The sequence below is a fragment of the Sphingobacterium sp. xlx-130 genome (assembly GCF_011007405.1).
GTDB lineage: Bacteria > Bacteroidota > Bacteroidia > Sphingobacteriales > Sphingobacteriaceae > Sphingobacterium > Sphingobacterium luzhongxinii.
The window spans coordinates 196,754-218,993 of the sequence record NZ_WFKN01000003.1; the positions used below are offsets into that span (position 1 = coordinate 196,754).

At 40.0% G+C, this 22,240-nt stretch carries 21 protein-coding genes and 1 tRNA gene; 14 read left to right on the forward strand and 8 right to left on the reverse strand.

The features are described from left to right. Positions 1–97 precede the first annotated feature (97 nt). Both lepA and fbaA read right to left on the reverse strand, forming a co-directional pair. Positions 98–1,888 carry a translation elongation factor 4 gene (gene lepA / locus G7B18_RS04085; protein WP_164108264.1) on the reverse strand — a complete coding sequence of 597 codons (1,791 nt, stop codon included), beginning with the start codon at positions 1,886–1,888 and terminating at the stop codon, positions 98–100. A 170-nt stretch (positions 1,889–2,058) separates the two neighbouring features. Next, positions 2,059–3,138 carry a class II fructose-bisphosphate aldolase gene (gene fbaA, locus G7B18_RS04090; RefSeq protein ID WP_164108226.1) on the reverse strand — a complete coding sequence of 360 codons (1,080 nt, stop codon included), beginning with the start codon at positions 3,136–3,138 and terminating at the stop codon, positions 2,059–2,061. A 207-nt stretch (positions 3,139–3,345) separates the two neighbouring features. Between fbaA and G7B18_RS04095 the strand changes: the two genes are divergently transcribed. From G7B18_RS04095 to G7B18_RS04110, 4 genes are read left to right on the forward strand one after another with little or no spacing between them, the layout of a single operon-like run. Further along, positions 3,346–3,696, forward strand: coding sequence for a Spx/MgsR family RNA polymerase-binding regulatory protein (locus G7B18_RS04095; protein ID WP_164108225.1), 351 nt, complete (start codon positions 3,346–3,348; stop codon positions 3,694–3,696). Further along, positions 3,696–5,651: a M1 family metallopeptidase gene (locus G7B18_RS04100; protein ID WP_164122113.1), complete on the forward strand. Its 1,956-nt coding sequence runs from the start codon at positions 3,696–3,698 to the stop codon at positions 5,649–5,651. Before G7B18_RS04095 ends, G7B18_RS04100 begins: the two co-directional genes overlap by 1 nt. A gap of 2 nt (positions 5,652–5,653) precedes the next feature. Next, positions 5,654–6,343, forward strand: coding sequence for a carboxypeptidase-like regulatory domain-containing protein (locus G7B18_RS04105; RefSeq protein ID WP_164108223.1), 690 nt, complete (start codon positions 5,654–5,656; stop codon positions 6,341–6,343). Positions 6,344–6,352: 9 nt separating this feature from the next. Beyond that, a complete protein-coding gene (locus tag G7B18_RS04110; RefSeq protein ID WP_164108222.1) occupies positions 6,353–7,258 on the forward strand; it encodes a serine hydrolase in 906 nt (301 codons plus the stop codon). A 70-nt stretch (positions 7,259–7,328) separates the two neighbouring features. On the opposite strand, the gene G7B18_RS04115 is transcribed toward G7B18_RS04110, so the two are convergent. Both G7B18_RS04115 and G7B18_RS04120 read right to left on the reverse strand, forming a co-directional pair. Continuing rightward, positions 7,329–7,955 (reverse strand): carbohydrate-binding family 9-like protein, encoded by a 627-nt coding sequence (locus tag G7B18_RS04115; protein WP_164108221.1) that lies wholly within the window; start codon positions 7,953–7,955, stop codon positions 7,329–7,331. A 92-nt stretch (positions 7,956–8,047) separates the two neighbouring features. Next, positions 8,048–9,157, reverse strand: a complete 1,110-nt coding sequence (locus tag G7B18_RS04120) for a phosphotransferase enzyme family protein (protein ID WP_164108220.1) — start codon at positions 9,155–9,157, stop codon at positions 8,048–8,050. A 186-nt stretch (positions 9,158–9,343) separates the two neighbouring features. Between G7B18_RS04120 and G7B18_RS04125 the strand changes: the two genes are divergently transcribed. Then, positions 9,344–10,666: a hemolysin family protein gene (locus tag G7B18_RS04125; protein WP_164108219.1), complete on the forward strand. Its 1,323-nt coding sequence runs from the start codon at positions 9,344–9,346 to the stop codon at positions 10,664–10,666. Here the strand turns inward: G7B18_RS04125 and trxA are convergent. Both trxA and G7B18_RS04135 read right to left on the reverse strand, forming a co-directional pair. Continuing rightward, on the reverse strand, positions 10,663–10,962 hold the full coding sequence (gene trxA / locus G7B18_RS04130; protein ID WP_164108218.1) for a thioredoxin: 300 nt from the start codon (positions 10,960–10,962) through the stop codon (positions 10,663–10,665). The genes G7B18_RS04125 and trxA overlap by 4 nt on opposite strands. 46 nt (positions 10,963–11,008) lie before the next feature. After that, on the reverse strand, positions 11,009–11,863 hold the full coding sequence (locus G7B18_RS04135; protein ID WP_164108217.1) for a glycoside hydrolase family 25 protein: 855 nt from the start codon (positions 11,861–11,863) through the stop codon (positions 11,009–11,011). A gap of 188 nt (positions 11,864–12,051) precedes the next feature. Here G7B18_RS04135 and G7B18_RS04140 point away from each other — a divergent pair, with 188 nt between their 5' ends. Further along, positions 12,052–12,936 (forward strand): bestrophin family protein, encoded by an 885-nt coding sequence (locus G7B18_RS04140; protein WP_164108216.1) that lies wholly within the window; start codon positions 12,052–12,054, stop codon positions 12,934–12,936. 123 nt (positions 12,937–13,059) lie between these two features. Beyond that, positions 13,060–13,144: transfer RNA gene (locus G7B18_RS04145), tRNA-Ser, on the forward strand. A 306-nt stretch (positions 13,145–13,450) separates the two neighbouring features. Here the strand turns inward: G7B18_RS04145 and G7B18_RS04150 are convergent. Together G7B18_RS04150 and G7B18_RS04155 are read right to left on the reverse strand one after the other, a co-directional pair. Beyond that, on the reverse strand, positions 13,451–15,013 hold the full coding sequence (locus G7B18_RS04150; RefSeq protein ID WP_164108215.1) for a M20/M25/M40 family metallo-hydrolase: 1,563 nt from the start codon (positions 15,011–15,013) through the stop codon (positions 13,451–13,453). 64 nt (positions 15,014–15,077) lie between these two features. Then, positions 15,078–16,160 carry a hypothetical protein gene (locus G7B18_RS04155; RefSeq protein ID WP_164108214.1) on the reverse strand — a complete coding sequence of 361 codons (1,083 nt, stop codon included), beginning with the start codon at positions 16,158–16,160 and terminating at the stop codon, positions 15,078–15,080. Positions 16,161–16,485: 325 nt separating this feature from the next. On the opposite strand from G7B18_RS04155, the gene G7B18_RS04160 reads away from it, so the two are divergent. From G7B18_RS04160 to G7B18_RS04190, 7 genes are all read left to right on the forward strand, one after another. Next, positions 16,486–16,911 carry a nuclear transport factor 2 family protein gene (locus G7B18_RS04160; RefSeq protein ID WP_164108213.1) on the forward strand — a complete coding sequence of 142 codons (426 nt, stop codon included), beginning with the start codon at positions 16,486–16,488 and terminating at the stop codon, positions 16,909–16,911. 222 nt (positions 16,912–17,133) lie between these two features. After that, positions 17,134–17,931 carry an HmuY family protein gene (locus tag G7B18_RS04165; protein WP_164122114.1) on the forward strand — a complete coding sequence of 266 codons (798 nt, stop codon included), beginning with the start codon at positions 17,134–17,136 and terminating at the stop codon, positions 17,929–17,931. Between the two features lie 20 nt (positions 17,932–17,951). After that, complete coding sequence (locus G7B18_RS04170) at positions 17,952–18,935, forward strand: hypothetical protein (RefSeq protein WP_164108211.1); 984 nt, start codon at positions 17,952–17,954, stop codon at positions 18,933–18,935. Between the two features lie 64 nt (positions 18,936–18,999). Further along, positions 19,000–19,581, forward strand: coding sequence for a hypothetical protein (locus G7B18_RS04175; RefSeq protein ID WP_164108210.1), 582 nt, complete (start codon positions 19,000–19,002; stop codon positions 19,579–19,581). Positions 19,582–19,661: 80 nt separating this feature from the next. Next, positions 19,662–20,609, forward strand: coding sequence for a hypothetical protein (locus G7B18_RS04180; RefSeq protein WP_164108209.1), 948 nt, complete (start codon positions 19,662–19,664; stop codon positions 20,607–20,609). 6 nt (positions 20,610–20,615) lie between these two features. Beyond that, complete coding sequence (locus G7B18_RS04185) at positions 20,616–21,725, forward strand: cytochrome-c peroxidase (protein WP_164122115.1); 1,110 nt, start codon at positions 20,616–20,618, stop codon at positions 21,723–21,725. Between the two features lie 247 nt (positions 21,726–21,972). After that, a complete protein-coding gene (locus tag G7B18_RS04190; protein ID WP_164108207.1) occupies positions 21,973–22,224 on the forward strand; it encodes a DUF1456 family protein in 252 nt (83 codons plus the stop codon). The last annotated feature ends 16 nt before the right edge of the window (positions 22,225–22,240 follow it).

The following is a 22,240-nucleotide window of genomic DNA, read 5'->3' on the forward strand; positions in this document are numbered from 1 at the left end:
TATTTAAACAGGAGATTTGAGTACTCATATAGTCTTTCATCCTCGCTCCGTGCCCGTTGATTTTCTAACTTTTAATCTCTTAACCTTATAACTCTTTTTAGTCTAATTTCAACACTGCCATAAACGCCGACTGAGGAATCTCGACGTTACCTACCTGACGCATCCGTTTTTTTCCTTTTTTCTGTTTTTCCAACAACTTACGTTTACGGGAGATATCACCTCCGTAACATTTTGCAGTTACGTCTTTACGTAGAGCGGATATAGTCTCTCTGGCAATGATCTTTGCTCCGATAGAAGCTTGGATCCGGATTTCAAACTGTTGTCTAGGCAATAATTCTTTTAATTTCTCACAGATTTTTTTACCAAAATCATAAGCATTACTTCTGTGAATCAACGAGGACAATGCATCGACCGGTTCATCATTCAGTCGTATATCCAACTTCACCAAATCCGAAGTGCGGTAACCAATCTGATGGTAGTCGAATGAAGCGTATCCTTTTGAAATCGTTTTCAACTTATCATAAAAATCAAACACGATCTCTCCCATAGGCATCTCGAAAACCAATTCTACACGATCTGATGTCAAATAAGATTGATTCATTATCGTACCCCTCTTTTGGATACACAGAGACATTACAGGGCCCACAAACTCTGCCTTGGTAATTATATTAGCTTTGATATAAGGTTCTTCAATGGAGTCCAATTTACTCGGATCAGGCAGGTCTGATGGGTTATGAACGACCACTTCCTCTTTATCCTTACTTAGGAATGCACGGTAAGATACGTTGGGAACAGTAGTGATCACCGTCATATCAAACTCTCTTTCTAAGCGCTCTTGGATAATCTCCATATGCAGCATACCTAAGAAACCACAACGGAAACCAAATCCTAAAGCTGCAGAAGACTCTGGCTCAAAGACCAAAGAAGCATCGTTTAATTGTAATCGATGCATGGACTCGCGCAACTCTTCATAATCTTCCGTATCGACAGGGTAGATACCGGCAAAAACCATGGGCTTCACCTCTTCAAATCCTTGGATTGCATTCTGACATGGGCGATCTTTATGCGTGATTGTATCACCCACTTTTACTTCGCGCGCTTCCTTAATACCAGAGACGATATAACCGACATCACCTGTCTTAATCACATCTTTAGCGACTTGGTTCAATTTCAAAGTACCAACTTCATCTGCATAGTACTCTTTACCGGTAGCAACAAATTTGACTTTATCTCCTTTTCTGATTTCACCATTCTCCACTTTAAAGTAAGCCATAATCCCTCTGAAAGAATTAAAAACAGAATCAAAAATCAGAGCCTGTAAAGGTCCATCTGGATCTCCTACCGGAGCAGGAACCCGTTCTACGATTGCTCGTAAGATGTCAGGTATTCCCAGACCTGTTTTTCCAGATGCAGGGATAATATCTTCTCTTTTACCGCCGATAAGATCGATAATTTGATCTTTAACCTCTTCCGGCATAGCACCAGGCAAGTCCATCTTGTTCAATACAGGAATAATCTCCAGATCATGCTCCATCGCAAGATACAGATTGGAAATAGTTTGAGCCTGTATTCCTTGAGATGCATCCACAATTAATAAAGCACCTTCACACGCAGCGATAGATCTGGATACTTCGTAAGAAAAATCAACGTGTCCCGGAGTATCAATGAGATTAAAGATGTATTGCTGTCCATCTTGAACATAGTCCATCTGAATAGCGTGACTCTTGATGGTAATCCCTCTCTCCCTTTCCAAATCCATATTATCCAACAGCTGTGCCTGCGCTTCACGTTGGGAGATTGTATTCGTATATTCCAATAATCTATCTGCCAAGGTACTCTTTCCGTGGTCGATATGTGCTATTATACAAAAATTGCGTATATGCTTCATATAGGTTTTATGCCTTCTTTTTATAAACGGCAAATATACTGTATTTAAGTGACTTTTTTTTTTGAAAAAGCTTGTTTTTTAACGATTCTTTTTTTAATCGGAGACCATTTTTCCAAAAAAAGGCTACCCCAATGAAGGATAGCCTTTTGCCTATTTTATAAACAAAGGATTTACAATTTACTATTTACATTGACTGCGTTTAATTCTTCAAAAGCCTGAGTCAATCTCGTTACAAAAGCCTCTTCGCCCTTACGCAACCACACACGTGGATCATAATACTTTTTATTTGGCGAATCAGTTCCCTCAGGACTTCCAATTTGTCCCTGTAGATAATCATGATTCTTTGCTTCGTAACCCCGTACACCGTCCCAGAATGCCCATTGCATATCCGTATCGATATTCATCTTGATCGCACCATACGAAATTGCTTCCGCAATTTCCTCTGGAGATGACCCTGATCCACCGTGGAATACGAAATTAACTGGCTTATCTGCTGTCAGGCTATATTTTTCACGAATATGGTCTTGCGAATTCTGTAAAATCACAGGTTGTAACTTTACATTTCCTGGTTTGTACACACCATGCACATTACCAAAAGCAGCCGCTACTGTAAATTTATCAGAAACTTTTGACAACTCTTCATAAGCATAAGCTACCTCTTCTGGCTGTGTATATAATTTGGAGCTATCCACATCCGAGTTATCTACCCCATCTTCTTCTCCACCTGTCACTCCTAATTCGATTTCTATGGTCATACCTAGAGGCTTCATACGCTCCAAATAGCGTTTAGAAATTTCTATATTTTCTTCAATAGGCTCTTCTGACAAATCTAACATATGCGAAGAAAACAAAGGCTTACCGTTTGCTGCAAAAAACTTCTCGCCGGCATCCAAAAGACCATCAATCCAAGGCAACAATTTCTTGGCGGCATGGTCTGTATGCAAAATAACAGCAACACCATAATGCTCTGCCAACAAATGAACATGTTGTGCAGCCGAGACAGCTCCCAGTATACAAGCTTTCAGTCCGTCATTATTTAAAGACTTTCCAGCATAAAACTGAGCACCACCATTTGACAATTGAATGATCACCGGTGAATTCACTGCCTTTGCAGTCTCCATTACTGCATTGATAGAGTTTGTACCTATTATGTTTACAGCTGGAAGGGCAAACTTGTGCTCTTTAGCGATTTCAAACAACTCTTGAACTTGGTCCCCGGTTAGTACACCTTTATAATCTTTTAGGCTCATGATTTTTTTCTTTTAGTTTTACTTCTTTGATTGGATAAAGTTAAGTGTTTTAAATGAGAATGAAAATAGTAGTGTAAAAAATACACTAAGAAAACCCGATCAATTGTCTTTGACTCACCTGACAGCACGGCTACAGAAGAGATTTCTATTGCATATGAGATCAAAATTATCTAAGTTTAACAAATATAAACTCAATTAAAATACGGCATGCTGGACATATACGGAATCAAAAATTGCAATACAGTAAAAAAGGCTCTGGATTGGATGAATGAAAATCAAATTGCTTACACGTTTCACGATTACAAAAAGGAACCTGCTACCCTTGAAAAACTGGAAGCTTGGGAAAAAAGTGTCGATTGGGAAAAATTAGTTAATAAAAAAGGGACAACCTGGAAAAAACTAAGCCCTGAAGAACAAGCCAACGTCATCGATGCTGATACTGCAAACCAGGTACTTCTACGCAACAACAGTATGATTAAAAGACCCATTATCGAGCTAAGTAATGATATAATACTGGGATTTGATGAAACTTTATATCAAGAAAAACTGTCAAAATAATGATTCGTAAAACATTCAAATATTTACTTTACATAGGTTTGGCATCACTTACGATCCCTTCCTTTGCACAGCAAAAGAGTGCATACAATTATTCAGAAGCTTTCGGACCTAACTTCTACACTTCAAACGGTACAGAATACCGCTCTGCAAGTGGTAAACCAGGGTCTGCTTACTGGCAAAATGCCGCTAGCTATGTTATAAAAGCAAAGCTCAACGATCAATTGGATCGAATTTCAGGATCAGTACAGATCAAGTATACCAACAATAGTCCAGAGAACCTAGACTTTATTTGGCTTCAGTTGGACCAGAACCTCTTTAGCAATGAGTCGAGAGGACAAGCCACTATCCCTTTAACTGACAGTCGTTACGGCAGTTCAAACAACAAGTTTGAGGGTGGGTATAAGATTAATAATATAAAGATTTCTGATCAGAATCAGAAGCCTTCCTACACCATATCCGATACGCGGATGCGTATAGACTTGGCAGCGCCTCTAAAATCCAAAGGCGGAACCATTACGTTAAGTATGGATTTTGAGTTTTCTATCCCTGAATATGGTGCTGACCGTACCGGCATTCTACCCACCACTAATGGAAAAATTTATGCAATAGCCCAATGGTATCCTCGTGTATGCGTATTCGATGATATTTTAGGATGGAATACCCATCCCTACACGGGACCCGGAGAATTTTATCTAGAGTTTGGAGATTACGATGCAGAGATTACCGCACCGGCCAACCATATCGTTGTATTAGGCGGCGAGCTATTAAATCCGGAAGAAGTCTGGACAACAGAACAACTTCAGCGTTATAATTCAGCAAAAACTTCGGACCGTACTCTGATGATACGCAATGAAGGAGAAGTTACTCAAAAGTCTTCCCGTCCGAACAAGAAGGAATTAACATGGAAATATAATTTAAAAAATGCGCATGACGTCGCTTGGGCATCGTCTCCTGCTTTTATTATTGATGCAGCCCGCATAAAACTACCTTCAGGAAAGTCCGCCCTTGCGATGTCCGCTTACCCGAAAGAAAGTAATGGCGGGAATGCTTGGGAACGATCAACAGAATACACAAAGGCCTCTATCGAACATTACTCGCAGAAATGGTTTGAATACCCCTACCCTGTCGCGGTAAATGTCGCTTCTAATGTAGGCGGCATGGAGTACCCGGCACTTTCTTTTTGTGGCTATAAAGCCAAAGCAGGAAACTTATGGGGTGTGACGGATCATGAATTTGGGCACAACTGGTTTCCAATGATCGTAGGCAGCAATGAAAGACTACATGGCTGGATGGATGAAGGCTTTAACACCTTCATTAATGACATCTCCACAGAAGTCTTTAATAAGGGAGAATATGCGATGAAGTATGGCAAAAAAAACAGTCTATCTTTGGCTTTATTTAACCCTGCACTGGAACCGGTGATAAACAGTCCACAAACAATGAAAGAGCGTAATATAGGATACCTTGTTTATTACAAACCCGCTTTTGCTCTACATTTATTAAGGAACGAAATCATCGGAAAAGACCGCTTTGATAAGGCTTTTCGTAAATACATCGAACACTGGGCTTATAAACACCCATCACCAAATGATTTCTTTCGGACTATTGAGAATGAAACCGGGGAGAATCTAAATTGGTTTTGGCGAGGCCTGTTTCAAAACAATTGGCAGATGGACCAAGCTATTACAGACGTACATTATATCGAGCTTGACCCAGCAAAAGGAGCTATCGTCACGGTAGAAAATCTGGACAAGCTCCCTATGCCTGTAGAATTAGAGGCTACAACTGAAAGCGGCAAAAAAATCACTGTTAAGCTCCCTGTTGAAATTTGGGAACGAAATAACAAATGGACGTTCAAACTCCAAAGCACAGAAAAACTCACCCAAGTAAAATTAGATCCACGTAGCGTTTTTCCGGACACCAATCCAGATAACAACACATGGCCAGCAAATTAAAAATGAAAACGATAAATAAAATACTAATAGCAATATGCTTGACAATTGGGCTACAATTATCCAGCGTACAGGCCCAGGAGATAAAAGGATACGTCTACGAACTAGTGAGTAGTAATCCGCTTTGGAATACTACCATAAAAAACCTGAGAACGCAGCAGATCGTGCAATCAGATAGAGATGGAAGTTTTAAAATTTCGGGACAACTGAACGACTATCTTGTCTTTTCGAACCCGGGATACAAACAGGATACCATATTCTACTACGAAGACAATATCCGACGGGTATACATGACACGGGATGAGAGTTTAATTTTGATTGACGAGGTCGTGGTAAGTCGAATGACGGACAGCAGATTAGCCGCTGAAATTGCTAAAGCACAAAATGAAGGTAAAGCCGTAGATGTAAGTCAACAGCGTGGAGGTCTACGTGTTTCTCCGTCCAGATTATTCGGCAAAAAAGCTAAAGAGGCGCGTAGCAATCTCAACCTGTTGGTCGCTGAACAGGAGAAGAGGGAAATCGATCGTAGGTTCACGACACAGCTAATAGCCACCACTATACCGCTCAGTCCAGATGAGATTGCGCTTTTTAGAGAGCGGTTTAGACCTACACTGGATTTCACCAAAAAAGCCTCTAATGAGGATTTAAAATTGTACATTCTCGACTCCTATAAAAAGTTTAAATCGGATAAGTAAGCACTCGATATGGCGTTAAAATTAAGCAGTATAATTTCGCTTTTATGGTTAGCCAGCACCGCGGTTTATGCCCAGAAAATCGATCGGACGCTCGAAAAAAAAATAAAGAAGGAAATCAATGGCTTCCAAGGAGATGTCGGTATTTATGTACAGCACCTGAGGACGGACAAAATAGTCTCTATAAATGCAGACACAGTCTTCCCTACCGCCAGCATTGTTAAGGTACCGATTTTAGTAGGCGTATTTCAAAAGATTGCTCAAGGAGAACTGAAGTTAAATCAAGCGTTTCAATATTCCGACAAAAGAGCTTATGGAGGATCAGGTCTCATGCAATTCTATAAAGACAGTGCACAGACCGATCTCTCTACCATGATTTCGCTCATGCTTACCTATAGCGATAATGTTACCTCTATCTGGCTCCAAGAACTTTCTGGTGGCGGAACAGCCATCAACCCGTTGATGGACCAGCTGGGCTTGCCACATACAAAGGTCAACTCTAGAACTCCGGGCCGTGAAAAGATATGGGAAGAATATGGTTGGGGACAGACCACTCCTCGAGAAATGGCTAAACTGTTCACGCTGATACGAAACGGACAAGTAATAGATGCCCGCCATTCGGACAAAATGTACAGATACCTCAAAAATCAGTTTTACAATGGTAGATCACTATCCCAACTACCAGCTTGGGTCAGTACCATTGCAAAGACGGGTTCGGTAGATCAGGCACGGGGTGAGGTAGTATTAGTCAATGCACCTAGTGGGGACTATGTGTTCTGTATACTAACAAAAAATAATAAAGATGCCAGGTGGACAGATGATAATGAAGCTGAGGAGTTGACAAGAAAACTCTCTAACATAATCTGGAATCATTTCGAACCCAAACATCCCTTTCAAAGCTTTAAACCCATAAACTAAATAAGGTGTCCAATGGGACACCTTATTTAGTTTATTTATATAAAAATAGTTATTCCCAGCCGCGTTCGCGTTAAACGAAAAAAAGCTCGCCAAAGAATTCAGGCAAATGAAAATTAGGGGTAGCATTAGCGATATTATTCCAAGCCATAAAATGCGGATCAGGCAACCCGTCTCCACACTTATAGAAGTTAGCATGATATGTTTTTCCTGAGTAAGGAATCTCTCCAAAGATATCTTTAGGGATCACGAGGTAGTTTTCCCACACCTTTGCGCCCCCTTTCTTTACTACCTGAACACGGGCATCCACAGTCTCGACCACCACATCATCCAATCGATTACGTTGCGATTTTTCAGCAGGACCATAACCAATCAATCCTGTCGCCAACACATTAAATTCAAAGTTGTAATAGGTCTGTTTTTGATCCAACGAAAGAAAAAACTCCACACAACTATCTTCCCATACATTTTCATTCGGACGGATATACTGTCCCTTCACAAACTCCTCTTTCACCTTGTAATGGATATAAATGTATTTTTCAGCGTGTGCCATCTGAAATTCAGCTTCCGGACGATACGGAAACTCAGACTCCCAAGGACACTGGTCTATTGCATTCCAAGTAAGTTTTTCGAATGCAGCTTCCAATTTCTTAAAGTCTTCACCTATATCTGTTATCTTTTCAACAGTGAGCTTCTTCATAATTTTAAGTTATAACCAAACTTAATTAAAATTCATTGTATTCGCGAACGTATGTCAGCAAAATTACAAGACAATTTAATCGCTTTCGTCTGTTATTGATTGATCAGGCTCTGACTTAAAATCTCTTTCAACTCGTCCTCATAAGCCTCCAATTCTTTCACTAATTTCAACTGCGTATTTGTCCTAACCAAATTATGATCCGCATAATAGGTCTTATAATAAAGATCACCATCGATATAGTCGGTTAAAAACCGGACAGCCTGCATATACGGCAACAACAAAACGCCATACCACAAGGACTCTATTTCCTTTTCTGTCAAAAAGTCCTTCGCCTCACTAAAATATCCATCTGTATAAGCCTGAAATAAAGGTACGTTTAAGACCACTTTATTCAGATCCTTTTCATCCTCTGCGGCTGAATTTATAATAGTGCGGATAGCATCCCCAAAATCATAGGCTATATATCCCGGCATTACCGTATCCAAGTCAATAACACACTGCACATTATCATCCTGATCCAACAATACATTGTTAAATTTGGTGTCATTATGCGTGATACGCAATGGCAATTCGTTATTTTTTCCCATCACGATAACACGTCGCATGCGCTCTTCCCGTTCAAAGATATAATCCAATATATCCTTAACTTCATTCAGACGACCTGCTTTATTTTCCACTATCGCTTTTCTTAAATTGGATAGACGAAAGTCAATATTATGAAAATTAGGTAGTATTTCAACTAATTTGGTCGCATCCAATGTGGAGAGTTGCTTTTGAAATCTTCCAAACGCCAATCCGCCCGAAAAAGCCTGGCGGGCGGTCTCCACGATATCATAACTTTTGGTTCCTTCCAACAAGATAAAAACCCTCCAATAATCGCCCTTTGGATCTCTAAGATATTTTGTTCCCGATTTCGTAGGAATAATGGTCAGGGTATGTTTATCAACATCCGTCACCACTCCTTTCAAAACAGATTTAAGATGCGTCGTGACTAAGTCAATATTGTGCATCAACCCCTCTACATTGGGGAAAATATGATGGTTAATCCGCTGCAGTAAATAGGAAGTTTTTTCATCTTCCATCTTAAGTCTAAAAGTATCATTTATATGTCCAGACCCAAAACGCTCTATACTAACAACCTTACTACTTAATTCAAAATTACTTGCTACACTCTCCACTTCCTCGGAATCGTACACTGACATAGATAAGATTTATAATTATTTTATTCAAAAACAGTTTAAATTAATGCAATATCCATAATTCAAAACATTAAAGAAAGCTTTTTTTTCAATCAAACGTTTGCACAATTTAAGATAATATATAACAGAATATTCTACGTTTTATTTTGCCGATTTACTATATTCGTAAAATATACCCTGTATATCCACATGATAACTGAAATAATCATCATTCTTCTACTCATTTTATTAAATGGTATTTTTTCTGCATCCGAAATTGCTATCGTCTCCAGCCGAAAAGCTCGACTACAAGCTACAGCGAACAATAACCTCGGTGCAAAACGGGCTCTAAAACTCAAAGAACACCCTAATCAATTCCTTTCTACCGTACAGATTGGTATTACATTAATAGGCATATTAACCGGTTTTTTCTCCGGCGGGTCCATCTCCACCTATATAGCTGGCGTGTTACAAACCATTCCTGTACTAGCTCCTTATAGCCAATCTTTATCTGTCCTTCTTGTAGTTATCCTCATCACATATCTATCCTTGGTAATTGGTGAATTAGTACCCAAACGCATCGGCATGGCTATTCCGGAAAAATATGCTTCTCTGGTAGCAATACCAATGGATACGCTGAGTAAAATTGTTAAGCCTTTTGTGTGGGTGCTATCGGCCTCTACCGACTTTATCGTAAAACTACTTAATATCAAAGTTTCGAAAAACACCGTTACCGAAGAAGAGATCAAAGCGCTCGTGGACGAAGGCGTGGACAGCGGTATCATTGAAGATTTTGAACACGATATGGTAGACCGTATTCTTAACATAGGAGACAAAAAAGCGATCAATATGATGGTACACCGTAGCGATATAGCTTATTTAGATCTGGAGGACTCTATTGAAGATATCAAAGCATACATCATTAAGAATGAGCACACCGAATACCCAGTTTGTGATGGCAATTTTGACCAGATCAAAGGGATAGTACATGCTAAGAGCTTATTGAAAGCCATTTTAAATGAAGGCAAAATAGACTTGGAGAAGCTGGTGCACCCGATCCCATTTGTCAATGAAAATAGCAGCATCTACTCCGTTCTTGAAGTTCTAAAATACGGAAGCGTTTTGCAAGCTGTAGTCATAGATGAATACGGAAGCCCCCAAGGAATAATAACGTTAAAAGATATTATGACAGGTTTGGTAGGAGGTTTTGATGAATATTCATCAAACAGCAAATCTAAGTTATTCAGACAGCGTGAAGATGGCACGTATATTCTTGAAGGCCGCTATCAACTCGATGACTTTTTTGAAAAATTCGAAATTGGAATCTCCGAAGAAGATGAAGAAGAGCTTGGTAACATCACCACCCTCGCCGGACTTGTATTTTTACTATTAGATCATATGCCTGTCGAAGGAGAGACTGTATTCTATAAAGACTATCGTCTAGAAGTGTTAGATATGGATGGCAACCGTATAGATAAAATCGCTTTATCCAAAATACACGACAACAAAAACGAAATATCGAATATAGACTAATTCCGGTACTGGTCGATGACAGCCAACAATTGTGATTTAGTGAGCAATCCACTTTGTCTCCACACCTGCATGCCATCTTTATATAAAATCATTGTGGGAACCCCTTGCACAGCAAAGTTCTTGGATAGAGCTTGATTTCGGTCTACGTCAACCTTCAATATAGACAACTGCTCACCAAAGTGATCTTTTACTTCTTTTAATATTGGAGCCAGCGTCTGGCAAGGACCACACCAGGCCGCAGAAAAATCGATAAGCACCAACTTATTTTTTTGAATCAACTCGTTAAAATTTGCCATATTATTACAATAACCAATAAAAACTTCTTTTGTTTTACTATGCTCACTACTTGAAAGGAATACACAGCTTTTCTAGATCTTCAATATCCCCCTGAAACATATTCAGATCAACATATCCCCTAATTCCAGACACAGCTCCGCGTTCTGAAAACTGCCAAAAATCCCAATGCCTTTTAGGTTTCTCTACCCAAAAATTATAGTTTGCGATCCACAGCGTATAGTCTGCAAATTCTTTTTCCAAAAAATCAGAGAAATAGCTATCTCCTGAATAGACAATAGGCTTGACTTTGTAGTGCTCTTCCACTTTATCCAACCAACGCTTTAACCCTACTTTCAAACTATCCATTGACTGACTCTTCGGCCGTTCTTCAATATCAAGCACAGGCGGCAAATCGCCCGACTCCAGCTTCACTGTATTTATAAAATTCTGAGCTTGCTTTACTGAATTTTCATTAGGTCTAAAATAATGATAAGCTCCACGCAACTTATTTTGTTGTTGCACGCCGACCCAATTTTTCTGAAATCTCTTATCCTTATTCCGCTGCCCCATCGTGGCACGAACAAAAATGAAATCCACGGGAAACTCTCCATTGATATGCACTACGGACGGCCAATCGATCTTGCCCTGATACTCGCTCACATCTACTCCAAATATTTTGTCACGGTGTTCCGACATCAAAAATATATTTCGGGCATCGTGCTTATTTTTATCCGAATCCGTAAAACGGGCTTCTTTCCCAACGATAGCTTTGAAATAATAGAAAATCCCGGTGCGATAATGCCAGAGTGCAAACAGAAAAATCAATCCAATGGGTATGAGAATACTCCAAATCAAATAAGGCTTTCTATCACTGGCGGCTGATGCCAATTTCTCCTTGCTCCTTTTCTGATATTTTGCCATATTGCACCGAAAATAATGTATTTATCAGTTCCAAACAATACTTTTATGTATGAAATAACTATTAATTACAACTTATACCACCAAGAACAGCTGTACCCTAGATATTCCATCCCGACAAGTCGGGACAAGTTAAGGGCCATTAAAAAGCAAACCGAGCTTGCGAGCTCATCGAAGATAATTATATACATATGAAAGTTTACAATCCTAAAGATTGGTTTAATCTCATCGGTTACTTCTATAAATCAGATTACATCAAAAAAATAGCTCCGTTATTAGTTGTTACGGCATTATTTTCCTGGGGGGTAGCTTATCTCGAACTAGAATACCTCAAACTATCTGACAAAAGCTGGGTCAAGAACATCACTATAGTCCATAGTCTATTGGGATTTGTACTCTCTCTGATATTGGTATTTCGCACCAATACAGCTTACGATCGCTGGTGGGAGGCTCGTAAACAGTGGGGAGCATTGACTAATGTCAGCCGCTCATTGGCGATCAAGCTCAATGCCATGTTACCTCTTGATGATAAGGTAAATCGTAGCTTTTACAGAAAAGCAATACCACTCTATGCCGAAACACTGTACAACTTCCTCCGCTCGGAATATACCAAGTTTATGCTTGATGAAGCCTTACATCCCGAACTAAACGGACTAGATGATAAGAAGCACGGTCCCAACCAGGTCGCATCACTCATCTTCAGGAAGACAAACAACCTTTACATACAGCATATCATTACGGGTGAACAATTCCGAATGCTCAATGATGAACTCACAGCGATGACTGGCGTATGTGGAGCCTGCGAAAGAATCAAGAACACTCCGATCCCTATTGCTTACAGCTCATTTATTAAAATATTTATCATCATTTACACCGCTACTCTACCTTTTGGCTATGTGTTTTCGATTGGTTATTTCGTTGCACTAGCTGTTCCCTTTATATTTTATGTCCTTATCAGCATCGAGATGATAGGCGAATCTATTGAAGAGCCTTTCGGTCGAGATTCGGATGATTTACCTATCGATAAGATAACTGCGAACATAAAAAAACATAGCGGAGAACTTCTTTTACCTTGATTTTTGCCTATTTTTAATTGCTCCAACAGGTAAAAACAAATTAATCGTTCTCATTTTCAAGCGGTAAGAAGTTAGTGTCTATTTTAGTTTTGCAGAATTAGTTAGTTTTTCTACTTTTGTGGCGGAGAGCTGGCAGAGTGGTCGAATGCGGCGGTCTTGAAAACCGTTAACTGTCACAGGTTCGGGGGTTCGAATCCCTCGCTCTCCGCAGAAAAACCTTCATCGAAAGATGGAGGTTTTTTGCGTTTAGAGGGATGAGAACCAGAAGGGATGGCCGGGGTTCGATTCTAGAAGGCTCTCGGTTTCGTGCAGGTGCCCTGTGGGACTGAGCCAATCCCTCGCTCAAAGTCCCCTTAAGTCCGCTAAAGTCCGTTCAAGTGCCTCCTACCTTCGGTATAGCGTAGGTATATACAGTACCTCTTTAGTACATTATTGGTACATCTCCCTACTACTTCTCTAAAAACAGCTGAGCCTTCAATTTGATTGAAGGCTCAGAAGTATTCCAATCGGTAAATTAATTACCGCTGGTTCTTTTGGCTTTGATATTAGTCGGCCACTCCATTTGTTTGCCTTGTTTATCTATCGGTAAGACTATTTTATCCCGTGGCACCAATTCCGGCTCTTCACAGGCTAAATAGGTAAGAATCGCAACGATAATTGCATTCTGCTTCACTTCGTCAAAGACAATCTTATCGTAGGTATCTCGGTTGGTATGCCAAGTCAACTTACCATAATCCCATGATGTCGATGACAGACCAAAAGCTGGTATCCCTCTTTGGACAAACGAAGAATGGTCACTTCCCCCCGTGCCTGGCATACCGGGGAAAGTTGTCTGGATTTCCCGACGAAACTCTTCCGGCAGATATTGAAGCCAACGGCCTATATATTCATACGATTTTTCAAAACCACTACCGGCAATGCGTACAATACGTCCCGTACCATTATCCTGATTCCATACGACCTGGATATTCTTAGCGATCTCGGGATGATCTTCTACAAAAGCCGAAGAACCATTCAACCCCTGCTCCTCGCTACCCCAGTTTCCGACCAAGATGGTCCGTTTATTATCAGGATATATTTTTCGCAAGATACGTACCGCTTCCATCATCGTGATCACCCCTGTGGCATTATCGGTAGCCCCGTTTCCTCCGTCCCAAGAATCAAGGTGGGCGGACAAGACCACGTATTCATTCGGTTTTTCCTTGCTCTTTATTTCAGCTATACTATTATACGTCTTCGCTGTTCCGAGCTCTTTAGAGTTACCCTCTAAAAGTACCCTCGGTTTGACACCACGCTCTGCCATACGATATAGTAATCCGTAATCCTCCAAGGCAATGTTAAAAACAGGAATCTGCTTCGATTTTGCATCAAATATCCGGGTCAATCCGGGTAATTCAGTCCAATAAGAATCAATGACACCGACCGCACCTGCTGTCTCTAGAATGATAGGTAGGGTACGTCGACTGCTTTCGGTATAAGACATACTAAGATCCCATTTTTTAAGCTGTTCATTCTTTTGGGACAGATATTTTGTATAGCCTTCTGATGAGGCTGATTCTTTCCAATTGGCTTCCGACCGACCAGATAAGGGGTTCATTCCGATCAAGACCATCTTCCCTTTTATGGTTTTTAACCAAGCCTGAAAATCTGCTGCGGAATTAAATACAGGCATCGCAATCACTTCGGCCTCGACTCCCTTTCCCTTTGTCATCGGGCTAAACGCCAATTGCGTACCCTCCAATGATTTTGTCCTCGGAAATACCATAGTCGCCTGTGAGGTACCCCTATCCCACGAACGCCATTCGCCATAGGCTTCATTGCGCGCGTCTACTCCCAGTGCAATGTATTTCTTGACTACCCAATCATGCGCTTGTTGCATCTGTGGGCTTCCCACCATACGCGGCCCAATCATATCTACCAATTCAAAAGCATAGTTTTCCAATTGCGAGTTTGTATTTGCTTCCTGAACGATAGCCGAAACTATTGCGTCTTTATTCTGCGCAACAATAGAAGTACTACACGCCAGCATACATGCTAGGGCAACGGTTTTTAAAGCGTTGTGCTTAGATAATATCATTCTCATCAGTTTATAAGTTGTTTGTTATTTACTATACAAGTATTCGTAATTCTTATAAAATAAGCTACAGAATATTAATAAATTCAAGATCTTTTTCGGGATCGGAATAGGTTCGAAATTGTTGTAAGAAGAACAATTTGACATCATCTACCCCGCAGTGCTTTTTCAAAAAATCAGAAACATTGTCCTTTCTCATATCTTCTCTCCGCATAAACTCCTTCAACGCTTGTTCTCCATTTCTTTGGATAAAATAGTTGGTTGCTATAGCATTAAATACAAAATGAGGGTTTGTCTCATCATCATAATAATAAAAGGCGTTCAAATCATCTAAAACTTTGGGATTTTCAAGAATGTATGGGGCTAGTTTACGTAGATGATACATAATGGGTTTGCCTGCAGCTCCGCCTATTAAATTGGTGAATCCATCCATCACTATAGCCGGGTACTTAGGATACAATACCGTTAACAGACGTAAAAGTTCATGTTTATGCAAAGTAGTATCCGAACTAAACAAGATACGATTCTGTGGGTCAGTCAAGCCACATACCGTACTTTTGGTCGACATCATATTGGCGACATAATCATAACCTCGCATGTAAAACAAAGCCTCACATCCTGGTGCGTAAACATATCGTAATTTAAAAGGAACTTCTTTGCCAAAGTACGTTTCTATTTTTTTTACATAGTTGTTAATCTGATCGATGTCCTTTGTTAGAAAAGGATGATCTTTGGGATAATAAAAATCAAAGTATTGATCTTTTTTTAACTGGTAATTTTCATTATTGAGTCTAAATCCGAGGATATCCTGCATTTTCAAGCCAGATGAAGTTTGCTTGATAATGTAGTTCTGTATAGCGTAAACCATGGTAGAGACGCTATCCGTATTTGTTTCCAACATTACTTTGACGTTATATTGATTCTCGGAGACCTTTGACAGTCCCAAAATTGTCTGTATTCGATAAGAAAACATATTGTAAAGCCACGGCTCATAGCTGTCATTTCTCGGTAAATTGAAATTTTCCTCTTGGAACCAAAAATCTGAATCGTCCTTCCCTGCAGACTTCACATCGATATATTTTCCAAAAAAATCGATCAGATTCCTATTTAATGCGCTTATTGTATCTACATTATTAAACTTGAATTTCATTTGAGAAAAACTGCTCGTTGAAAACAGTAAACAAATGACCAAACTGAAGATGTATCTTTTTAACATAAGAGGTATATAATAATCTAAATTAAACAAAAGACTACTTACTTCGACCATATTCCTCAATTTTTAATACAAGTCCCCCTCTCCTAACTCGGTAAAACAATAGTCTCATTTTTCACCGAAATAATCAGCGATTTTACCGAGAAATAGAAAATACTGGTCGAAAGATCATTTCGTCACAGCGGATTCTACCCTACTTTTGAATCAACAAATACGACAAGAGTTAAAACAAAAAATAACAACAACTAAAAAAATTACAACTATGAAACGGACTATCGCAACCATCGCAACATTATTCACGCTAGCATTTTCTTTCAGTTCATTTGCAAAAGAAACAGTCAACCCATTGAAAGATGTGAATACGAAGAAAATCGCACTTACTTATGTAGAAGCCATCTCTCTAGGTAACGTCGAATTCAACAAACACCTTTTTACACCGGATTTTGCATATACAAATGCAGCAGCCAATCAGTCATCAAACAGATCTGAATACCTTGCATTCTTGAAAGCGAATAAAGACATAAAGTACAACTGTAAAACTACCTATGAAATACTGGACGAAGCTGGTACGACATCTGTAGCAAAAGCCACCATGAAGTTTGAAAATTTCACCCGTGTAGACTACATCACGATGGTACAGACCAAAGAAGGATGGAAAGTAAGCAAAGTGGTGACAACATACCCATAACAATTAGAAATTTTCTCTAGAAAAGTTAATTCCTCACATATAAAAGCTCCGAAAAATCGGGGCTTTTTTGCTTTAATACGATTTCAATAATTTTGCCCCGCTCTTTAGCAATCGAAATCGCTTTCCATAAATTAAATACCAGTTTTCATATACTACCTTTCTGTTTAACAGTGTATATTTGCTATTATTTAGAATTGATTTAAATAAACATAATAAATAAAAATGTGTAACTCATCCCGAAGAACATATACTATCAGTCCCTATGTTCTATTACTTTTACTTTTTGCTTCCATTGGTAGCTCCTGCAGTAAGAATAATAATCCCGATCAGGAAGTAGATATTCCTACCGATGAAAAAATGTTCAACCGTCTGATCACCGTTTCCAATTTTGGAGAGTCTTTGCCGGAGGGCGCCAAACCAGATAGCGAACAGGAACCGATATTCTTCAGTCTCGAACAAAACCAAGCCATAAGCCAAACCTTGAAACGTACCAACCGTTGGGATCTTTCTTTCTCCAGTGTGTACCGCTCCTATGTAGGTGGAAACAATGGTTCGAATAAAGACAATTTCGGCTTCGGTGGTCCAGGCCTGGGTGCTGTATTTCTCGTCAAGAAAAAATTTGAAGATGTTATCGATATTCCGACTAATGAAAATTTTAGTACGCTGAGCGTGGCCTTTGGTCCTGACGAGAATGGGGATATCGGTGATAAAATTGGTTGGTATCTCTACGATTTCAGTGGTTTATTAGTTCGTGATGGCACATTCGACAATGAGCACATCGCTTATGCATTGGACAAAGAACTTTCTATTACCACCACTAATGGAACAAAGAAAACTATAGAACCCCGTACCATCATAGTTCGCACAGCTAAAGGAAATTATGCTAAAATAAGAATACGTAGTCTCTATAAGAATGAACTCGATAGAGATAAATGGAAAAGAAAGACGGAAAAGCCATTCTTCACCTTTGACTACGTACTCGCCAAAGCAGGCAGCACCAAATTTGAAATCAAAAACTAATCTTATTAACCTGTACTGAAATGATGAATATAATTAAAATCTATTGCTGGCTGTTTCTAACACTTTTCACCTTTAACTCCTGTACGAAGACGGTCGACTTGGAACCATTAGCAGCAGATCGTATATTGGAATACAAAGTTTCCAATGTTCCTGCAGGTGAGAGTCTCTATGCTGCGATAGATCATGCTGCCAAAACAATCACGTTATACGTTCCTTTTTATTACGGTTTAGAACTGATTGATCCTGAGATAAAATTATCCACAGGTGCAAAACTCGCGGAAGAAATTGTACCAATCGGTACAGAGACCAAAAACCATACTTACACCGTAATCGCCAGCAACGGCACACGTAGCAGTTATACACTTCATATAGAGCCACAAAGCACACCGACACTGGAAGCAATTTGGGGAATATTTGGATACCCTAAGAACCAACCGCTGACTTATCCATTACAGGTACTACCTTTTATCCATGGAAACTTTTATGGCAACAACCCAACCTTGGTAAAAGCAACCTTACAATCCAGGAATACAAAAAAAGAAGTCATTCTAAATAGCTTGCACAACAATGTCAGACTAGTACCTATCGCAAACAAAATAAATCTCTATAATCTCACCAATCTACCTATCCCGGCAAATATAGACACGGGTTATCACGACGTTAAACTCGATTACCTGGGTCACAGTATGACATTGGCCGATCCTATTAATATTCGATACCGGGCACCGAAAATAAACTTCTCCACATCTCAGGTCGTCAAGCAGGGAGGTGAAATTACCTATAGAGCGATTCCCTTTATGCTAATCCTTGATCCGCAATCGGTCAAAGTAACGGCGAATGGACAAGTCTACGATTTCAAAATCGTCAAACATGACTTAGAATCCATTACACTGCGTATTCCAGAAGATTTTCCACTAGGTCAAGCCTACTATGATGGAGTAGCCACCTATAAAGGATGGCCTAATCAAACCGGATCATTGAATCTAGCCGTCAATCCAAAATAGCACCTTGTTTATCCCCTGAGGGATGTCATGTATATTTTAGTTCAATTTTAAAAAAAACCACAAAATGAAAAGAACCCAATTTTTCCGCAACGCACTAGCTCTTACGGCTATGGCTACACTTATGTTCTCTTTTAATACTAAATCGGAAATAAATACTATATCTCCAGATCAACCGGTTACGGTAGCCGTTATTCCTTGTGGGTATGAGTATGCCGTATTAGGAAATATCGGTAGCCCACGTACACCATCCAGTTTTGGAAATGTATACGTCACGCTCGGTACGACCTCGGCTACACAGAGTACGACATCTTCGACTTCGGCTCAGCTGATATTCACGGATCGTGTCAACTCCTTTGTCACCACTAATGTAGGCTTTGAATTGAGAAAACTTGATAACACAGACATCTGTGATGTCACAGCTACTGATTGGACAGGAGCTTCCACTATTACCGCTCCAGCAGGAAACAATGTATGGTATACTTACGTAGGTCAGACTGCAACATCTATTCCAGGTGTCGTTATGCTAGTTCGTAATGCATTGGGTGAGATCTGGGCATTTACATTGGAATCGGCTACCGCAGCTACGATTACAACTTCGCCGTTGACTATACAGGGCACTAACACTATCAATGTGCGCAAACTGTAATCTATACTTTTTATCTATTAATACCCCTCCCAAAAGAAACATGGTGAGACCTTTTGGGAGGTCTTTTTAAAATAATAAAAATGAACTTAAAATCTACATTCCAATTGTTCAAATACCCTTTCCTTTGCTTTGCGCTGGCTACCGGACTATCATCCTGCAAAAAAGAATACCCAGACTTACCCTATAATGATATTGAGGCATTTACAATTCCAGATGCCAACGGAAAGCCACTTCACGCCGTTATCAAAGGGGAAGAAATTATTATTTATTGGACTCCGCTCAAAGACGAACCTGAGTTTATTACACCGACTATACAGATATCCCAGCAGGCAAAGATCAGTCCGGCTTCCGGAATAAAAGTTACCTACAACGAGGGTACCAAATACACGGTCACTGCGCAAAACGGAGAGAAAAAGACCTACACCCTACGTACTGAGGGCGGACAACCTCCTCCTTACTTTTCGTTGGTTAATCACGCAGCGTTTAAATTCAATATTGATTTTAACATACAAGGCGATTATTTTCTTCCAAATACGGAAAACACAAAACTTTACCTGGTTCAAGGCAGCAAAGAGACGGAAATAACTGATATCAATAGGATAACGAACTCCTCTATAACCATGTATGTTCCGGTAACGTTGGATATTGACACAGGGCAGTACCATATTAAATTAGTAACCGGCAAGCGTAACGTAAGCAATGGTCCTTATACTTTGCTAAGACCGGATCTCAATTCTTTGATCGATCGTGCACAGGTACCTACATCAGGAGCTCCAGGTGAAACCATCAGCTTAGATCTAAGAGACTCAAAAGGCGCAGCATACTACAAGGACGAGCAGTACGAGATATCCGCACAATATCATACAGATCCAACAGCTTCGGTATGGCCTGGCAAGATAAAATTACAGGGCACAAAACTGAGCTTTAAGATTCCAACAGATGCCAGCAAAGGAAATTTGCAGATACTTATACAAGAAGTTAAAACAAAAGCTATTAGATATCCTATTCCAAGCTTTGTTATTGAGTAAACTGACATGTACAAAGCACATAGCTTTTTTTGGGGCATAATGACCTTGCTGTGGATATCCTGTTCGAAGTCCACACCCGATCCCAAACCTGTAGATCCTTATGAGGAGGATAATCGCAAGTTGAGGGAGCGCTACAGTACTACCACAGCCAATTGGCCCAAAGCGGAATGGTACACAGGTATCTCACAAAGAGAACTGGCGGAGTTACCGGTCAATCCCTCTAGCGCTAGGCCTGAATTGATACAACTAGGCAAAGTACTTTTTTTTGACAGCCGTTTGGGACGAGGTGACAATAGCTGTGCCTCATGCCATAATCCAAACACGCACTGGATCGATCAAAAAAAAGTCGCAGTAGGTGTAGGTGTTCATCACCGCAACACGCCCACCATGGAGAATGTATGGTATCTAGATGGTGGATTATTTCATGACGGCCGCGCAGATACTTACGCCGAGCAGATCGCAGAAGCCATTGAATCTCCTATAGAGATGGGGGGCAATTTGGAATCTTTACCATGGGCACTGCAACTTATCTCGGGTTACGGCGTTATGTTCAAACAAGCATACGGCGATGAACAAATAACAAAAGAGCGAATCTTGGATGCCCTTACGGCTTTCTCTAATTCAATAAACAGCAGTACTACAATATTCGATTCTTTTCTAAAAGGAGAGTACACGGCTTTAAGTGATGAACAGTTAAGGGGGCTACACTTGTTTCGCACAAAAGGAAAATGTATCAATTGCCATAATGGCCCATTCTTTACAGATCTTCAATACCATAATCTCGGGTATGCATTAGACTGGAACGGTAAACTGGATAACGGCCGATATGAAGCTACGAAATTAGAGGTTGACCTTGGCAAATTCAGAACGCCGGGACTGCGCAATACTGTCCATACCGCTCCCTACTGGCATAATGGTGAAATAGCTACACTTGCAGAAATCCTCGACCTAAAGAACCGTGGCATGCCTCACTCTGGACGACAAAAGGTGAATGGTCAACTCTCGAATTTGGCACAACCTTTACAACTTACAACCGAGGAGCAACAGGCCATAATAGCTTTTTTACGCACATTGAGCAGCAAAACTACCGAAATCAGCAGACCTGTTCTACCTTAATAAAAACATAAGGCCCCTCTGCTCTGGAGCAAAGAGGCCTTTTCTCTCTTTTAATATAAAATTAACGGAGAGATGTCATTATTTTAGTTCAAAGGCAAAACTAAACATATATAACATGATATCCAAAATCAGTGTGTTACAATCCTGATATAGATCTAAGCCAACAAGGTTCCATGGTTCATCATTCATTCGATAGAATGATTAGTTGCCTGGTTATTTTTTCACATAGTTTTCATACTTTTACGACATGAGTAATAATGATATTATGAAAAAGCTCCGTGTAGCTTTAAAATTTACAGACGACGATATTATTGAGGTATTATCCTTGGTGGACTTTAGGGTAACGAAAACTGAGTTGGGAGCAATATTCCGTAAGGATGATCACCCCAATTTTAAACCTTGCGGCGATCAGCTACTACGGAATTTTCTCAACGGTCTAATTATTTATAAACGCGGGCCTCGGACTAGTCCTAATTCAAAGGCACCATCTGACCTATAAGAACTAAAAAGGAAGA

Excerpts from the sequence above, each read along its gene's own strand:
- G7B18_RS04110 (WP_164108222.1), top strand. The coding sequence starts at position 6,353 with ATGGCGTTAAAATTAAGCAGTATAATTTCGCTTTTATGGTTAGCCAGC.
- G7B18_RS04155 (WP_164108214.1), bottom strand. The coding sequence starts at position 16,160 with ATGAAATTCAAGTTTAATAATGTAGATACAATAAGCGCATTAAATAGG.
- G7B18_RS04125 (WP_164108219.1), top strand. The coding sequence starts at position 9,344 with ATGATAACTGAAATAATCATCATTCTTCTACTCATTTTATTAAATGGT.
- G7B18_RS04105 (WP_164108223.1), top strand. The coding sequence starts at position 5,654 with ATGAAAACGATAAATAAAATACTAATAGCAATATGCTTGACAATTGGG.
- G7B18_RS04180 (WP_164108209.1), top strand. The coding sequence starts at position 19,662 with ATGAACTTAAAATCTACATTCCAATTGTTCAAATACCCTTTCCTTTGC.
- fbaA (WP_164108226.1), bottom strand. The coding sequence starts at position 3,138 with ATGAGCCTAAAAGATTATAAAGGTGTACTAACCGGGGACCAAGTTCAA.
- G7B18_RS04160 (WP_164108213.1), top strand. The coding sequence starts at position 16,486 with ATGAAACGGACTATCGCAACCATCGCAACATTATTCACGCTAGCATTT.
- G7B18_RS04115 (WP_164108221.1), bottom strand. The coding sequence starts at position 7,955 with ATGAAGAAGCTCACTGTTGAAAAGATAACAGATATAGGTGAAGACTTT.
- G7B18_RS04170 (WP_164108211.1), top strand. The coding sequence starts at position 17,952 with ATGATGAATATAATTAAAATCTATTGCTGGCTGTTTCTAACACTTTTC.
- G7B18_RS04185 (WP_164122115.1), top strand. The coding sequence starts at position 20,616 with ATGTACAAAGCACATAGCTTTTTTTGGGGCATAATGACCTTGCTGTGG.
- trxA (WP_164108218.1), bottom strand. The coding sequence starts at position 10,962 with ATGGCAAATTTTAACGAGTTGATTCAAAAAAATAAGTTGGTGCTTATC.
- G7B18_RS04150 (WP_164108215.1), bottom strand. The coding sequence starts at position 15,013 with ATGATATTATCTAAGCACAACGCTTTAAAAACCGTTGCCCTAGCATGT.
- G7B18_RS04135 (WP_164108217.1), bottom strand. The coding sequence starts at position 11,863 with ATGGCAAAATATCAGAAAAGGAGCAAGGAGAAATTGGCATCAGCCGCC.
- G7B18_RS04120 (WP_164108220.1), bottom strand. The coding sequence starts at position 9,157 with ATGTCAGTGTACGATTCCGAGGAAGTGGAGAGTGTAGCAAGTAATTTT.
- G7B18_RS04175 (WP_164108210.1), top strand. The coding sequence starts at position 19,000 with ATGAAAAGAACCCAATTTTTCCGCAACGCACTAGCTCTTACGGCTATG.
- G7B18_RS04165 (WP_164122114.1), top strand. The coding sequence starts at position 17,134 with ATGTGTAACTCATCCCGAAGAACATATACTATCAGTCCCTATGTTCTA.
- G7B18_RS04100 (WP_164122113.1), top strand. The coding sequence starts at position 3,696 with ATGATTCGTAAAACATTCAAATATTTACTTTACATAGGTTTGGCATCA.
- G7B18_RS04095 (WP_164108225.1), top strand. The coding sequence starts at position 3,346 with ATGCTGGACATATACGGAATCAAAAATTGCAATACAGTAAAAAAGGCT.
- G7B18_RS04190 (WP_164108207.1), top strand. The coding sequence starts at position 21,973 with ATGAGTAATAATGATATTATGAAAAAGCTCCGTGTAGCTTTAAAATTT.
- G7B18_RS04140 (WP_164108216.1), top strand. The coding sequence starts at position 12,052 with ATGAAAGTTTACAATCCTAAAGATTGGTTTAATCTCATCGGTTACTTC.
- lepA (WP_164108264.1), bottom strand. The coding sequence starts at position 1,888 with ATGAAGCATATACGCAATTTTTGTATAATAGCACATATCGACCACGGA.